The organism is Rhodoferax sp. GW821-FHT09E07 (assembly GCF_059416145.1).
The window spans coordinates 259,081-272,942 of sequence record NZ_JBWKOP010000008.1; the positions used below are offsets into that span (position 1 = coordinate 259,081).

Annotated in this window: 12 protein-coding genes and 2 pseudogenes; 10 read left to right on the forward strand and 4 right to left on the reverse strand. The window is 64.6% G+C overall.

Annotated features, from left to right (window positions below):
• Window positions 1-10: 10 nt before the first annotated feature.
• Together coaD and rsmD are read right to left on the reverse strand one after the other, a co-directional pair.
• Complete coding sequence (gene coaD / locus AC07OE_RS17395) at window positions 11-499, reverse strand: pantetheine-phosphate adenylyltransferase (RefSeq protein ID WP_495071829.1); 489 nt, start codon at window positions 497-499, stop codon at window positions 11-13.
• A gap of 25 nt (window positions 500-524) precedes the next feature.
• Entirely contained in the window at window positions 525-1,157 is a 633-nt protein-coding gene (gene rsmD, locus AC07OE_RS17400; RefSeq protein ID WP_495071830.1) for a 16S rRNA (guanine(966)-N(2))-methyltransferase RsmD, read from the reverse strand.
• Between the two features lie 129 nt (window positions 1,158-1,286).
• Here rsmD and AC07OE_RS17405 point away from each other — a divergent pair.
• Window positions 1,287-2,480 (forward strand): annotated as a pseudogene (locus AC07OE_RS17405) (esterase-like activity of phytase family protein); the annotation flags it as partial.
• Window positions 2,481-2,618: 138 nt separating this feature from the next.
• Window positions 2,619-2,717: pseudogene (locus tag AC07OE_RS17410) on the forward strand (FxDxF family PEP-CTERM protein); the annotation flags it as partial.
• A 19-nt stretch (window positions 2,718-2,736) separates the two neighbouring features.
• On the opposite strand, the gene AC07OE_RS17415 reads toward AC07OE_RS17410, so the two are convergent.
• Both AC07OE_RS17415 and AC07OE_RS17420 read right to left on the reverse strand, forming a co-directional pair.
• A complete protein-coding gene (locus tag AC07OE_RS17415; protein WP_495071831.1) occupies window positions 2,737-4,089 on the reverse strand; it encodes a M16 family metallopeptidase in 1,353 nt (450 codons plus the stop codon).
• Between the two features lie 16 nt (window positions 4,090-4,105).
• Window positions 4,106-5,560 carry a M16 family metallopeptidase gene (locus tag AC07OE_RS17420; protein ID WP_495071832.1) on the reverse strand — a complete coding sequence of 485 codons (1,455 nt, stop codon included), beginning with the start codon at window positions 5,558-5,560 and terminating at the stop codon, window positions 4,106-4,108.
• Window positions 5,561-5,589: 29 nt separating this feature from the next.
• Here AC07OE_RS17420 and ftsY point away from each other — a divergent pair, with 29 nt between their 5' ends.
• Genes ftsY through AC07OE_RS17460 form a run of 8 tightly spaced genes read left to right on the forward strand, consistent with a single transcriptional unit; the run spans window position 5,590 to window position 13,814 of the window.
• Window positions 5,590-6,657, forward strand: a complete 1,068-nt coding sequence (gene ftsY, locus AC07OE_RS17425) for a signal recognition particle-docking protein FtsY (protein ID WP_495071833.1) — start codon at window positions 5,590-5,592, stop codon at window positions 6,655-6,657.
• A 25-nt stretch (window positions 6,658-6,682) separates the two neighbouring features.
• Entirely contained in the window at window positions 6,683-7,273 is a 591-nt protein-coding gene (locus tag AC07OE_RS17430) for a hypothetical protein (protein ID WP_495071834.1), read from the forward strand.
• Window positions 7,274-7,292: 19 nt separating this feature from the next.
• Window positions 7,293-8,510 carry an ABC transporter substrate-binding protein gene (locus tag AC07OE_RS17435; RefSeq protein ID WP_495071835.1) on the forward strand — a complete coding sequence of 406 codons (1,218 nt, stop codon included), beginning with the start codon at window positions 7,293-7,295 and terminating at the stop codon, window positions 8,508-8,510.
• A 15-nt stretch (window positions 8,511-8,525) separates the two neighbouring features.
• Window positions 8,526-9,971, forward strand: a complete 1,446-nt coding sequence (locus AC07OE_RS17440) for a cache domain-containing protein (RefSeq protein WP_495071836.1) — start codon at window positions 8,526-8,528, stop codon at window positions 9,969-9,971.
• Window positions 9,968-11,080: an SMP-30/gluconolactonase/LRE family protein gene (locus AC07OE_RS17445; RefSeq protein ID WP_495071837.1), complete on the forward strand. Its 1,113-nt coding sequence runs from the start codon at window positions 9,968-9,970 to the stop codon at window positions 11,078-11,080. The genes AC07OE_RS17440 and AC07OE_RS17445 overlap by 4 nt, the downstream gene beginning before the upstream one ends.
• Window positions 11,080-11,811 (forward strand): hypothetical protein, encoded by a 732-nt coding sequence (locus AC07OE_RS17450; RefSeq protein WP_495071838.1) that lies wholly within the window; start codon window positions 11,080-11,082, stop codon window positions 11,809-11,811. Before AC07OE_RS17445 ends, AC07OE_RS17450 begins: the two co-directional genes overlap by 1 nt.
• Before the next feature lie 60 nt (window positions 11,812-11,871).
• Entirely contained in the window at window positions 11,872-12,549 is a 678-nt protein-coding gene (locus AC07OE_RS17455) for an alpha/beta hydrolase (protein ID WP_495071839.1), read from the forward strand.
• Complete coding sequence (locus AC07OE_RS17460; RefSeq protein ID WP_495071840.1) at window positions 12,546-13,814, forward strand: Hsp70 family protein; 1,269 nt, start codon at window positions 12,546-12,548, stop codon at window positions 13,812-13,814. The genes AC07OE_RS17455 and AC07OE_RS17460 overlap by 4 nt, the downstream gene beginning before the upstream one ends.
• Window positions 13,815-13,862 lie beyond the last annotated feature (48 nt).

Here is a 13,862-nt window from a genome sequence, read left to right on the forward strand (position 1 = left end):
CCTCCTCAGGTTAGGGGCGTAACTTGTCCATCAAACGCGTGTGGACCACCGGCGCCACAAACTGGGTCACGTCCCCTTTCAATGTGGCGATCTCACGTACCAGCGTACTCGAGATGAACTGAAAACGCGAGTCAGGCGTCAAAAACACGGTTTCCACCTCGGGTGCCAGCGCCTTGTTCATGCCGGCGAGCTGGGCTTCGTAGTCAAAGTCGGTCACCGAGCGCACGCCGCGCACCATGACACCTGCGCCGTGTAGCACCGCAAAGTCGCGCACCAAGCCGGTAAAACTTTCCACGCGCACGTTGTCTATCGGCTGGAACACCTCGCGCACCGCGTCCAGCCGCTCGTCCAGCGTGAACAGGGTCTTCTTGTGGTGTGCCGCGGCCACGGCCACGATGACGGTACCAAACAGGCGTGCCGAGCGGCGTATCAGGTCCTGGTGGCCCAAGGTGATGGGGTCAAAGGTGCCGGGGAACACAGCGATCACGGACTTGCTCATGGGCGCTCCAGAAAGAGGTCTGAAATTATGCAGCGACCGGCGCCAGCAAATGGGCATGCACCGCGCCCGCCTTCAAGTAGCGGTGCACCACCAGCCCCATGGGGCTCAGCAGCTCGTCGGTCCACTTGGTGGGCGACTCCAGGTACACCAGGCCATCCGGCGCCAGCGCACGCGCACAGGCCCCCAGCGCAGGCTCAAACAGCGGCGCGTCAAACGGCGGGTCAATGAAAATCACATCCAGGCTCCCAGGCGCCGCCTGGCGGATGGCCGAAACGCCGTCGCCGCGCAGCACATGCACGGCGGTGGCCTGCAGCTGGGCCTGGATCTTCTTGAGCTGGTCGACCAGCGTACCGTCCTGCTCCACCACCAGCACATCCTTGGCGCCCCGCGACGCAGCTTCAAAACCCAATACACCGGTACCGGCAAAGGCATCCAGGCAGCGCAGGCCGGTCAGATCCTGGTTGAGCCAGTTGAACAGGGTCTCCCGTACACGGTCGGGCGTGGGACGCAGGCCGGGCTTGTCAGCCACTTTCAGCTTGGTGCGCTTCCACAGCCCGCCAATGATGCGGATCTCGTGGGTCTGGATGGCGCGGGGGCGTGGCGGGCGCTTGGGCGCGCCCGTGGCACCGCGCGCGGAAGAAGAGGGTTTGGCTTTCATGGGCTGAGCTTAACGCAGCGCATCCGAACGGACTATGTCCAGGCCCCGGTTTGTCGTTGAACTGACATATGGAGCCGGAAAAATCCGGGACTGCTCACCTTCACCGAAACCACCCGAGAGAGACATCCCATGACAAAAAAACATGTGCTCGCACTGGCCCTGGCCAGCATCTTTGGCGCGTCCACCGCGCACGCCTCCATTGACCTCATCGCCATTGGCTCACTGAACGGCAGCGCGGCCGGTTCGTTTGCCGACCTGTCAGGCCTGACCGGCACACTGGAAAACGGCGTGGCCGCCAACCTGCTGGGCGGTGTGGGCTCGGGCCTGGCCTGGGCCGGTGGCAACACCTTCATTGCCACGCCCGACCGTGGCCCCAACGCCACCAGCTGGAATGCAGGCCTGGACAACACCACGTCCTACATCGCGCGCTTCCACACCATCACCATGAACCTCACGGCCACGCAGGACACCACATCCATCGCCGGCCGCACCCTGGCCTACACGCTGACACCCACGCTGACTGCCACCACCCTGCTCTCCAGCACCACGCCACTGAACTACGGCGCGGTGACACCTGCCAACAACACGGCCAGCCTGCAGTACTTCACCGGCCGCTCGGACAACTACGCCGCGGGCCTGTCGACCAACCCCAACAACGCCCGCCTGGACCCCGAAGGGGTGCGCGTGTCCAACGACGGCAAGAGCGTGTTTGTGTCCGACGAATACGGCCCCTATGTGTACCAGTTTGACCGTGCCACCGGCCAACGCCTGCGCAGCTACACGCTGCCCGACACCTTTGCGATTTCCAACCTCAGCCCCGTCGGCGCCACCGAGATTGCCAACAACCCCACGGGCCGCGTGACCAACAAAGGCATGGAAGGCCTGGCCATCACGCCCGACGGCAAGACGCTGGTGGGCTTCATGCAAAGCCCGCTGGCGCAGGACGGTGGCGATGGCGGCCGCGCCAACCGCATCGTCACCATCGACGTGGCCACGGGCGCCACCCACCAGTACGCCTATGACAACCTGGTGGCGGGCAAGGCCTACAACAGCAGCGAAATCCTGGCCGTGAACGACCACGAATTTCTGGTGCTGGAGCGTGACGGCAAGGGCCTGGGCGATGGCAGCGATGCCAAGATGAAGGCCATCTACCGTGTGGACCTCACCGGCGCACGCGATGTGTCCAACCTGAGTGGCGAAGCCGCACTCCTGGCTGCAGCCCCCACCAAGACCCAATTCCTGGACCTGCGTGCCGCACTCATTTCCATGGGCATTCCGGCCGGACAGATTCCGGCCAAGTTGGAAGGCCTGGCGTTTGGCGAAGACATCATGGTCAACGGCGTGAAGAAGCACACGCTGTATGTGGCCAATGACAACGACTTTGTGCCCAATGTGGCGGGCACCAACAAGGTCTATGTGTTCTCGTTCACCGACCAGGACCTTGCCCGCGTGCAGTTGCAAAGCATCTCGCCCGTGCCCGAGCCAGAAACCTACGCCATGTTGCTGTCGGGCCTGGGCCTGATCGCCGCGGTGGCACGCCGCCGCAACCGACGCGGCTAAGCCCCAACAGCGGCCAAACTCACTTCGTGGGTTCGGCCGCCCCCAGCACCACGGTGGCCAGCGTGTCGGGCTGCACCTTTCGGGCAAAGGCTGCCCGCACATCCGCCACGGTGAGCTTCTCGACCTGCTGCGTCCAGGTGTCCAGGTAGTCCAGCGGCAAGCCGTTCCAGGCGATGTTGGCCACGTTGTCCAGCAGCTTCTTGTTGCTGTCGAAGCGCAGGGCAAAGCCGCCGATCAGGTTGTCCTTGGCGGCCTGCAGTTCCTTCTCGGTCGGGCCCTCCGCCACAAACTTGGCCAGCACCTCGCGCACCAGGCCCAGCGCCTGCTCGGTCTGGTCGGGCCGTGTCTGCAGGCCGATGGTGAAGGCCCCGGCATGCAGGCCCGGCGAAAAGTAGCTGTAGACGCTGTAGGTCAGGCCGCGCTTCTCACGCACCTCTTCGGTCAAGCGTGCGGTGAAGCCACCACCGCCCAGGATGTGGTTGCCCACGGTGAGCGCGAAGAAGTCGGGATCGTTGCGCTTGAAGCCGGGCTGGCCCAGCAGCACCTGGGCCTGGGCCGAGGCAAAGGGGATGCGCTGCTCAGCGGCCTGGGTCAACGGCTGCACCTCGGGCACCTCGGGTTGTGGCGCACACGTGGCCTTGGGCAGGCGCGACAGCAGGCGGGTCACCAGCGCATCGGCCTGCGCGCGGTTCAGCGCACCCACGATGCTCACGCGCGCATCACAGGCGCGCACGGCGCTGGCGTGTAGCGCGCGCAGGTCTTGCACGCTGATGCGCAGCAGGCTCTCTTCCGTCATCTCCCAGCCATAGGGGTGGTTGCCATAAACCGCGCGGTTGAAGGCGCGCCCGGCCAGCGTGGCGGGGCGGGTGTTGGCTTCCTTCAGGCTGGCAATCATCTTGGGCCGGTCGCGCAACCAGGGCGCTTCGGGAAACGAGGGCTCCCCCAGTTGGCGCGCCGCCAGCACCACCGCCTTGTCCAACAGATCCGGGTAGGTCAACGAGCGCAGGGAGAAACTCATGCGGTCGGTACCGGCGCCACCCCCAAACGATGCCCCCAGGTCGGCCCAGGCCTCGGACAGTGCATGCTCGTCCAGCGCAGGCTCGGTAGTGGTCGCGCGCACGCCATTGGCGGTGGTCGCGGCCATCAGGTTGGCCAGACCCGGCTTGTCAGCCGGGTCGCGGCGCCCGCCGGCGTCCAGGTCGATCTGCACATCCACCATGGGGATGGCTTGGCTCTCCACCAGATAAACGCGTGCGCCGCCGGGCTGCGTCCAATGCTGGATGGGAATGCCAGCCCAGGCAGAATTGATACAAAACAGGGCTGTAGCCCCCGTCAACACTGCGCGAGCAGCTACTGATTTGATAGTAATCATGGTCAAAGTCCGAGGCTCAGTGGCGGGCACCGGCCACAGGCTGGCGGGGTTTGCGGGTCTTGTCCACGGGCTGGGGCAGCAACGTGGCCACGGTAAGGGCATCGTCGCCAAAGTACTTGGCCGACACGGCTTGCACCTGGGCGGCCGTCACGGTGCGCAGGCGCTCCAGCAGGCGTTGGTCACTGCCCAGCGGGTAACCGTTGATCCAGTTCACGCCCAACAGGCGCGCCTGGTTGAAGACGCTGTCCTGCTTGTAGACCTCGCCCGCCACCCAGCGGTTTTTCACACGGGCCAGCTCGGCCTCGGTGATGCCGTCCTTGGCCACCAGGGTCACCTGCGCACGCAAGGCCTTTTCCACCTCGGCGGCCGTCTTGCCCGCGGCGGGCACGCCCGACAGCGTGAACAACTGCGGACCACCTCGCGCGGTCAAACCGTAAAAGGCGCCCACGTCATCGGCCACGGGGTTGGCCTCCAGCGTCAGGGCGCGCGGCAGGCGCGCACCGTCGTAGCCACTGAGCACGGCCGACAACACGGTCAGCGCCATCGCCTCCTCGCTGGCGGTATCGGGCTCGTTGGAGCCACTGGCGGCCAGCCCCTCTGCCGACAGGCCCGGCACCTTGAAGGCCAGCGCCACATAGGCTTGCTCGGCCGGCGCCTTGAAGTCCAGGCGGCGCAAGCCCCGCTGTTCGGGCTCCTCACGGGGTTTGCGGGCGGGCGTGGACCGGGTCGGCAGGCCGCCATAGTATTTTTCGGCCAGGGCACGCACCTGGTCCACGTCCACATCGCCCGCCACCACCACGGCCGCGTTGTTGGCGATGTACCAGCGGCGGTAGAAGTCACGCGCGTCACGCGCAGTCATGGCATCCAGATCACTCATCCAGCCCACCACCGGGCGGCGGTAGGGCGCGGCCTGGTAGACCATGGCGTCCATAGCCTCATGCAAGCGGGCGTGGGGGTTGTCCTCGGTGCGCATGCGGCGTTCTTCCTTCACCACTTCCAGCTCCTTGGCGAACACCTCATCGCTCCACTGGTTGTTGGCAAATCGGTCCGCCTCCAGGCGCATCACGTCCTCGAGCTTGTTCGCCGGAATCTGCTGGTAGAAGCCCGTGTAGTCCTTGGCGGTGAAGGCGTTTTCGCGCCCGCCCAGCGCTGCCACCTGGCGCGAGAAGTCGCCCGCTTTCACCGTGGGCGTGCCCTTGAACATCATGTGCTCCAGCACGTGGGCTACGCCGCTGGTGCCGTCCACCTCGTCCATGGACCCCACGCGCACCCACAGCATGTGCACCGCAGTGGGCGCCCGCCGGTCGGGTTTGACGATCAGCGTCATGCCGCTTTTGAGCGTGAATTGCTGAACTCCCGCAGACTCTGCCGCCAGGGCACCAGAGGGCAAAACAGGGAGGGAGAAAAAGGCCAGAAGGACCGCGCCAACAGCGACAAGGCGCTGTCCCGGCCAGGGGAATGGGTGTTTCATAGAATGGTGTGATTCTAAGAACGCCCCAAATGTTCAGCTTTTTCAAGAAAAAAACCCCACCTCCCGCTCCCGCAGTGGCGCCCGCCGCTGCCCCCACTCCCCTGGATACACCTGCAGACGCACTGCCCGCAGGCTCCCTGATTGGCAGCGCACTGGTCGCGCCCATTGCCATTCCCGAACCCAGTGCCACGCCGCCCGAGCGGCAGAAATGGCTGGACAAGCTCAAGGCTGGCCTGGGCAAAACAGCCAGCAGCATCTCGGGCGTCTTTGGCGGCAGCCAGATCGACGAGGCCCTGTACGAAGACCTGGAAGGCGCGCTGCTCATGGCGGACGCCGGCGTGGCCGCCACCGAACACCTGACCAGCGCCCTGCGCAAGAAGGTGAAGGCCAGCGGCGTGACCCACCCCACTGCGCTCAAAAACATCCTGATTGCCGAGCTGACCGAGCTGCTGCAGCCGCTGCAAAAGCCGCTGGTCATTGGCCAGCAACAGCCCACCGTCATCATGGTGGCCGGCGTGAACGGCGCAGGCAAGACCACCAGCATCGGCAAACTCACCAAACATTTGGCCGACAGCAACGCCAGCGTGCTGCTGGCCGCCGCCGACACCTTCCGCGCTGCGGCGCGCGAGCAGCTCACTGTTTGGGCCGACCGCAACACGGTGGAAATCGTCAGCCAGGAAGGTGGCGACCCCGCTGCCGTGAGCTTTGACGCGGTGACCGCCGGCAAGGCGCGCAAAAAAGATGTGGTCCTCATCGACACCGCAGGCCGCCTGCCCACGCAGCTGCACCTGATGGAAGAGCTGAAAAAGATCAAACGTGTGATCGCCAAAGCGGATGGCACGGCGCCGCACGAGGTACTGCTGGTCATCGACGGCAATACCGGCCAGAACGCCGTGGCACAAGTGAAGGCCTTTGACGACGCGCTGGGCCTGACCGGCCTCATCGTTACCAAGCTGGACGGCACCGCAAAGGGCGGCGTGCTCGCCGCGATTGCCCGCGAACGGCCCATTCCGGTCTACTTCATCGGTGTGGGCGAGAAACTCGACGAGCTGGAAACCTTCAACGCGCGGGAGTTTGCGCAGGCGCTGCTGGCCTGAGTTGAGGCGCTGCGCCGCACGCCCCATGCACACCAAGCACACGCGCCACTGGTTGCTGCTGGGACGACTGGTCCTTTTGTTGTTGGTGGTCACGCCGGCCGCCGCATGGATGTTGGTCAAGCCAATTCGGGTGCTGGCACCCCAGTGGGTCGGCATGGAATGCCCCGGCGCTGCGGTGTGCGTGGAAGACCATCGCGAACTGGCAAGCGCGACGGCATTGCACACCGAAGCCAAGGCGTTTGTGAACCGTACCGCAGGCAACTTGAATTCATCCCCCAAAGTCATTTTTTGCTCCACCGAAGGCTGTGCAAATGCCTTTGGACTGGGTGCCCGGTCTGCAGTGACAGTGGGCACATGGGGCACAGTGGTAGGGCCACGCGCCTGGAAGCCGTACTACGTCCGGCATGAAATGATCCATGTTCTGCAAGCAGAGCGGCTTGGCGTGCTGGGCTTGCTGCGCAAGCCCGCATGGTTCAAGGAGGGCATGGCCTATGGCCTGAGCGAAGACCCCCGCGCACCCCTGAACGAGCCCTTTGAAACGCAAAGAAGCACATTTCGCCGGTGGTACCAAACCCTAGACCCCGCCACATTGTGGCAAGCCGCAGAGGCGCTGTAAGCTGCGGTTGCCTCTCACCATGGACGTCCCTCCAACTATGCACAACACACTCAATCGCCGCCACTTGCTCGCCCTCTCCGGCGCAGTACTAGCCACGCCCACCATGGCGCAAACCACCACGACCTGGAGCGCCACAGAGGCCAAAGCCAAAGGCCAGACGGTTTACTTCAATGCCTGGGGCGGTGCGGAGACTATCAACGCCTACATCCAATGGGCGGCTACCGAAGTCCAGAAGCGCTTTGGCGTGAAGGTGGAGCATGTGAAAGTGACGGACACGGCCGACGTGGTGAAGCGCGTGCGCAACGAGAAGGCGGCTGGCAAGGCCAACGGCACGGTGGATCTGGTGTGGATCAATGGGGAAAACTTTCTGGCGATGAAGCGCGAAGGGCTGCTGTTTGGCCCGTTTGCGGAAGGCCTGCCTTCATACGCGCTGGTGGACGTGCAGGGCAAGCCCACCACGCGCCTGGATTTCTCGGAGCCGACCGAAGGGCTGGAAGCGCCCTGGGGCATGGCCCAGCTGACCTTCATGGCCGACAGCAAACGCACGCCCAAGCCACCGCGCAGCCTGTCTGAACTGCTGACGTTTGCGCAGGCCAACCCCGGCCGTGTGACCTATCCACGCCCGCCCAACTTCCACGGCACCACATTTTTGAAGCAGGTACTGCTGGACAGCAGCGAATCCCGCGACGCCTTCTACAAGCCGGTGGCCATGGAGTCCTTTGCCAAGACCACCGCACCGCTGTGGGCCACGCTGGACCAACTGCACCCGCACCTGTGGCGCGCCGGCAAACAGTTTCCCCAAAACGCCGAGGCCATGCGCCAGATGCTGGCCGATGGTGAACTGCAACTGGCGCTCACCTTCAACCCCAATGACGCGGCCAACGAAATCGCTGCCAGCCGTCTTCCCGTCAGCGTTACCAGCTATCAATTCAGTAGCGGAACCATTGGCAACACTCACTTTGTGGCGATCCCGGTGAATGCCTCTGCCAAGGAGGGGGCCCAGGTGTTTGCCAATTTCCTGCTCAGCGCCGAAGCACAGGCGCGCAAGGCCGACATTGCGATCTGGGGTGATCCCACGGTGCTGGCGCTGGACAAGCTGGGCGCCGCCGAACGGGCCCGCTTTGCCGCCAAGCCCTTGCCGGGACAGGTAGAGAAAAGCGCGCCCGCCATTCCCGAACCGCACGGCAGCTGGGTGCAACCGATTGAGAAGGAATGGACTCAGCGTTACGGCGCTTAGACCACAATGGCGGTCATGTCCGACACCGTCCCTTTCCAGGAGCCGCCGGCTCCCTCGGCGCAGCAACTGCAGCGGCGCCACACCGCCACGCTGGCCCTCATCGTGGCCGTGCTCACACTGGCCATGCTGGCGTTTGGCTGGAGCACCTATGCGCGCCAGCGCAGCACCCTGTGGTGGAGCCTGAGCACCCAGGGCGAGCAGCTGCAACTGGCGCTGAACACCAACCTGGACGTGGCGCGCACCCATGTGGCGGCCATGCGCCAGTCGGCCGAGCGCAATCTGCGACAGCCTGCGCTGGCGGATGCGGGTCTGGCAGACCGCGTGGAGCGGCGCAACCTGGCACCGCTGCGCGATGCGCCGTGGGACCGGCTGCCACAAGACCTGGCCAAAGAGGTAGGCGCGGTACATGTAGACCCATCGTCAGGCGCAGACTACCGGCGTGACCTGGTCGCCCCGCTGGGCGCGCTGGCCCAGGTCACCGCAACCCATGCGCAACAAAAAGGCCTGCTGTGGAGCTATTTTTACGATGCCCAGAAGCAATGGCGCTGGGTCTTTCCTGCGCAATCGCGTGACGAAGTGTTGGCTGCAACCGGCAAACCCGACATGGGCTCCGCGCTACGGGTGCTTTGGGATGCCGCTGGCACTACGCCCCTGGAGGCGGCTGGCCCCGCCAGCAATCCGCAGAAAGAACTGGTGTGGACGGCGGCGCACGTCGACCCCCTGAAGAAAACTGCAGTGGTGTCGGTGCTGGCGCCGGTATACAGCGGCAACAGCTACACCGGCGTGGTGGGTACCGATTTGGCACTCAGCACGCTCAGCGATGTGCTCGTCCAGCACCCGCTGCCGCTGGGCCATGCCTGGGTGGTGGATGCACAAGGCCATGTGCTGGCCAGTAGCGACCCCAAGGCCCAGGAAACCCTGCCCCCGGGCCCGTATGTGGCCGAGGCCGGCTGGCTGCGTTTTGCGCTGCGCGGCACCGACTGGGCGCTGCTGGTGCAAGCGCCTTCGGCCCTGCTCAGCCGCCAGGCGCTGGCCCAGATGCTGCCACTCATCGCGCTGGGCGTGGTGGCACTGCTGGCACTGGTAGGCAGCTGCATCTGGCTGAGCCAGCGTTTCACCCAACCCGCCCTGCAACTGGCCGACTACCTGCAGCAAACCGATGGCCCCAACATCAAGCGCGCGCCACCCGTGCCCCCGCACTGGAAGCCCTGGTTTGACCGCGTGACCCGCCAGGCCCTGCTGCGGCGCGAGCAAATGCTGGGCGTGCACCAGCGCACCACACAACTGGAAGCCCAGGTTACCCAGCATGTGGCCGCCCTGCACACAGCCCATGCAGAGCACGAAGCCCAGCTCAGCGCCCGATCGGCGGAATTGCGCGGGGTATATGCCCAGCTCAGCGCGGCACTGGCCGATGTACAGGCAGCCCAAAGTGCGAACAAAAAAACGGGAGACACACCATGAAAAAAATCATTCTGGGCGTTGTCGCCCTGCTCGCCCTGGGCGCCATTTATTTGCTCGTCTGGCCCGTGCCGATTGCGCCCGTGGCATGGGACGCCCCGGTGGCACCCGGCTATGCAGGCGTGCATGCCGTGAACACCAAACTGGCCCACCTACAGATGATCGACCTGAAGGGCGAAGTGGGCCCGGAACACATCCAGTTTGGACCGGACGGAAAGCTCTACACCACCGTAGCCAGTGGCAACATCCTGCGCATGAACGCCGATGGCAGCGACCAGCACGTGTTTGTCAACACGGGCGGGCGCGTGCTGGGCTTTGACTTTGATGCCAAGGGCAATCTGATTGCCGCGGACGCCATGAAAGGGCTGCTCTCCATCGCACCCGATGCCAAGATCACGCTGCTGACCGAAAACGTGAATGGGGACCCGATTCGCTACGCGGACGCTGTGGTGGTGGCCAAGAGCGGCAAGATGTACCTCAGTGACGCCTCTGCCCGCTTTGCCCCCAAGGACTGGGGCGGCACCTTTGAGGCCAGCGTGCTGGACATTCTGGAGCAGGCCGCCACCGGCCGCATCCTCGAATTTGACCCCGCCAACCAAACCACACGCGTGGTGGCCAAGGGCATCAGCTTTGCGAACGGGGTGGCGCTGAGCCAGGATGAACATACCCTGTTTGTGAACGAAACCGGCAAATACCGGGTCTGGAAAATTGCCGTCACTGCGAACAATTTGGACCTGGGTACCCTGGCCGCCGAACCCAGCGCGCAGGCCAGCGTGCTGCTGGACAACCTGCCCGGCTACCCCGACAACCTGATGCGGGGCCTCAACGGCAAGATCTGGCTAGGCTTGGCCAAACCGCGCAACCCCACTATCGACAAGCTCGCACAAAAGCCCTGGCTGCGCAGCCTGACACTGCGCCTGCCGCGCGCGCTCTGGCCCATCCCCAAGGCCTATGGCCATGTGATGGCGTTCACCGAAGACGGCAACGTGGTGGCAGACCTGCAAGACCCCAGCGGGGCTTATCCCGAGACCACCGCCATCACCGAAACCAAAGACCGGCTGTATGTGCAAAGCTTGCACGCGCATGGGCTGGGCTGGCTGGCCAACAAGTAGTGGCCGTGCTGCGGCGCGCCACGCTGGGCCTGGCCATGGCGGTCTTGCTGCCCGTGGCGCAAGCCCAACCCCCCAGACCGGCACAGTCCATGCACCCCCAGCACATCCATGACGCCGCCGTGGCCGAGGTGCTGCGTTTTTACGCCCCCTTTGGCAACACCCTGGATGCATCGCAGTGGCGCGTCTCCATCGAAGACTTTGAGTGGCAGGACGCGGTGTACCGCATCGACGTGGCGGTGGACGAGCACCCCACCCTGGTGCCGTGGAAGTCCGCCTACGTGATGGCCCATCGTATTTGGATGACAGCCACTGGCCGCGTTGTGCAGACCGAGCCGATCTACGACCGCCCGAACTTGGCAAACGGTGCACGCGCGGATGCCCTGCCAGCCAACCGGCGCGGCTTCTACCCCGGCAACGTGCACTTTGCAGCCCAACTGGCGTTTTTAAACACCGCACTGCAACAGGCAAATACCATCAGCGTGCCCCTGGACCGGCTCCAACCCGGTACCGTACTGCGCTACCAATTTCCGCGAGGCACCCAAGACCTGGTGTCCGGCCACGCCGAGGTGGTGGAAACTGAAAACGACTACCAAATCCGCATGGCCCCGCCTGAGGACAAAAGCAGTATCCAGCTTGGCACTGGCTACCAGCTGCGCTTTCGCATCCGAAAAGACACGGGACACGTGGCAAACGCACAGCTGATTCGGATCACGCCACCCGCGCTCATGTAGGCGTGGGCCTGCTTTCGCGGACAATCCCTATCCCGCACTGCATTGTTGACCTGACCCGCCATGACTGCCCTCCTCCCCCGCATCGAACTCGAATCTGCCCCTCACCCCACCGCCGCCGTTATCTGGCTGCACGGCCTGGGCGCCGATGGCAATGACTTTGCGGGTCTGGTGCCTGAGCTGGACCTGGACGGCTGCCCACCCATCCGCTTCGTCTTCCCGCACGCGCCCAGCATTCCCATCACCATCAATGGCGGCTACGTGATGCCCGGCTGGTATGACCTGTATGGCATGGACTTGGTGAGCAAGCAGGACGACCGCGGCATCCAGAAGTCCGAATGGGCGATCAATGCATTGATCGAGAACGAAGTGGCGCGCGGCATTCCGTACGAACGCATTGTGTTGGCCGGCTTTAGCCAGGGCTGCGCCATGGCGCTGCACACCGCGCTGCGCCTGCCGCACAAAATTGCGGGCGTGATGGCCCTGTCGGGCTACCTGCCATTGGCGGACCGTTTTCCCAGCGAGCGCCACGCCGCCAACGCCCACACACCCATCTTTATGGCGCACGGCACGCAAGACCCGGTGGTCGTCATCCAGCGCGGCGAAGAGTCGCGCGACGCGCTGGCGAAGCTGGGCCACCCCGTGCAGTGGCACACCTACCCCATGCCGCACAGCGTGCACCCGCGCGAAATCGCCGACATCTCGGCCTTCCTGACCCAGGTGCTGGGCGCGTCCGCGTGAGCGGGGAGCAGCGTCGCCCCCTGGTTCTGGGCATTGACTTCGGCACCTCCAACTCCGCCGCTGCGCTGATAGACGCGAGCGGCGCGCTGCAGGTGATACCGTTGGACGGTGCCCGGGCCGAGATGCCCACAGCGCTGTTCTTTGCCAGCGAGACGCACACCGTGCTCTACGGTGCAGCCGCCATGCAGGCTTACCTGAACGGCACTGAGGGGCGCCTGCTGCGTTCGCTCAAAAGCCTGCTGGGCAGCCGCCTGATGGACGAGTACACGGCGGTGGGCGACAAGAGCATCCGCTTCTTTGACATCGTGGTGCTGTTTTTCAAGGAGCTGAAGCGCCGCTGCGAAGCCCATGTAGGCCAGACCCTCACCCATGCGGTACTGGGCCGCCCCGTGCACTTTGTGGACGACGATGCCGAACGCGATCAGTTGGCACAAGAAACACTGGGCCGCGCTGCTCTGGAAGCCGGCTTTACCCACATTGCCTACCAGCTCGAACCCATTGCGGCCGCGCTGGACTACGAGCAGCGCGTAACGCAGGAAACCACAGCCCTGGTGGTGGACATTGGCGGCGGCACATCGGACTTCACCGTCATCCGCCTCAACCCAGCACGCAGCGCAGTGAGCGACCGCAGCGCAGACATCCTGGCCACCACGGGCGTGCACATCGGCGGCACCGACTTCGACCGCCTGTTGGACCTGGGCACCGTCATGCCTTACCTGGGCTACAAGCATGTGGGGACCGGGGGGCGCATTGTGCCCAACAGCGTGTTTTTTGACCTGAGCACCTGGCATCTGATCCACCAGGCCTACACGCGCAAGGCCATGCACTTTGCCAAGGAGTTGTGGACGGATTACACCGACCAGACCTTGCACCGCCGCCTGATGAACGCCCTGGAAGCACAGCACGGCCACCGCATGCTGGCAGGGGTTGAGGCGGCCAAGATTGCCTGCTCCATCAGCGGCGATGGGGCAGTCGTCGATCTGGCGTTTCTGGATGGCACTCTGACGCCGACCATCGATGCACAGAACATGGAGTTGGCCCTGCATGCATCCATCGCCCAAGTGGTGGAGTGCGCACAGGCATGCGTGTCCGCGGCGGGCCTGCAGGCGGTGGATGCGGTGTACCTGACCGGGGGCTCATCTGCCTTGCGCACCTTGGTAGAGGCGCTGCGCCAGGCCATGCCCGAAGCCACCCTGGTCGAAGGCAATCGCTTTGGTGGCGTGGCGGCGGGCTTGGCTTGGGCCGGCGCCGTGCAGACGTTCTAGATTGCTACTTTTTTGATAGCTACCATCGATTTAACGACGGGGGCTACA

Bases quoted from the DNA above. Each gene is read 5' to 3' on its own strand.
- coaD (WP_495071829.1), bottom strand. From the start codon at position 499: ATGAGCAAGTCCGTGATCGCTGTGTTCCCCGGCACCTTTGACCCCATC.
- rsmD (WP_495071830.1), bottom strand. From the start codon at position 1,157: ATGAAAGCCAAACCCTCTTCTTCCGCGCGCGGTGCCACGGGCGCGCCC.
- AC07OE_RS17415 (WP_495071831.1), bottom strand. From the start codon at position 4,089: ATGATTACTATCAAATCAGTAGCTGCTCGCGCAGTGTTGACGGGGGCT.
- AC07OE_RS17420 (WP_495071832.1), bottom strand. From the start codon at position 5,560: ATGAAACACCCATTCCCCTGGCCGGGACAGCGCCTTGTCGCTGTTGGC.
- ftsY (WP_495071833.1), top strand. From the start codon at position 5,590: ATGTTCAGCTTTTTCAAGAAAAAAACCCCACCTCCCGCTCCCGCAGTG.
- AC07OE_RS17430 (WP_495071834.1), top strand. From the start codon at position 6,683: ATGCACACCAAGCACACGCGCCACTGGTTGCTGCTGGGACGACTGGTC.
- AC07OE_RS17435 (WP_495071835.1), top strand. From the start codon at position 7,293: ATGGACGTCCCTCCAACTATGCACAACACACTCAATCGCCGCCACTTG.
- AC07OE_RS17440 (WP_495071836.1), top strand. From the start codon at position 8,526: ATGTCCGACACCGTCCCTTTCCAGGAGCCGCCGGCTCCCTCGGCGCAG.
- AC07OE_RS17445 (WP_495071837.1), top strand. From the start codon at position 9,968: ATGAAAAAAATCATTCTGGGCGTTGTCGCCCTGCTCGCCCTGGGCGCC.
- AC07OE_RS17455 (WP_495071839.1), top strand. From the start codon at position 11,872: ATGACTGCCCTCCTCCCCCGCATCGAACTCGAATCTGCCCCTCACCCC.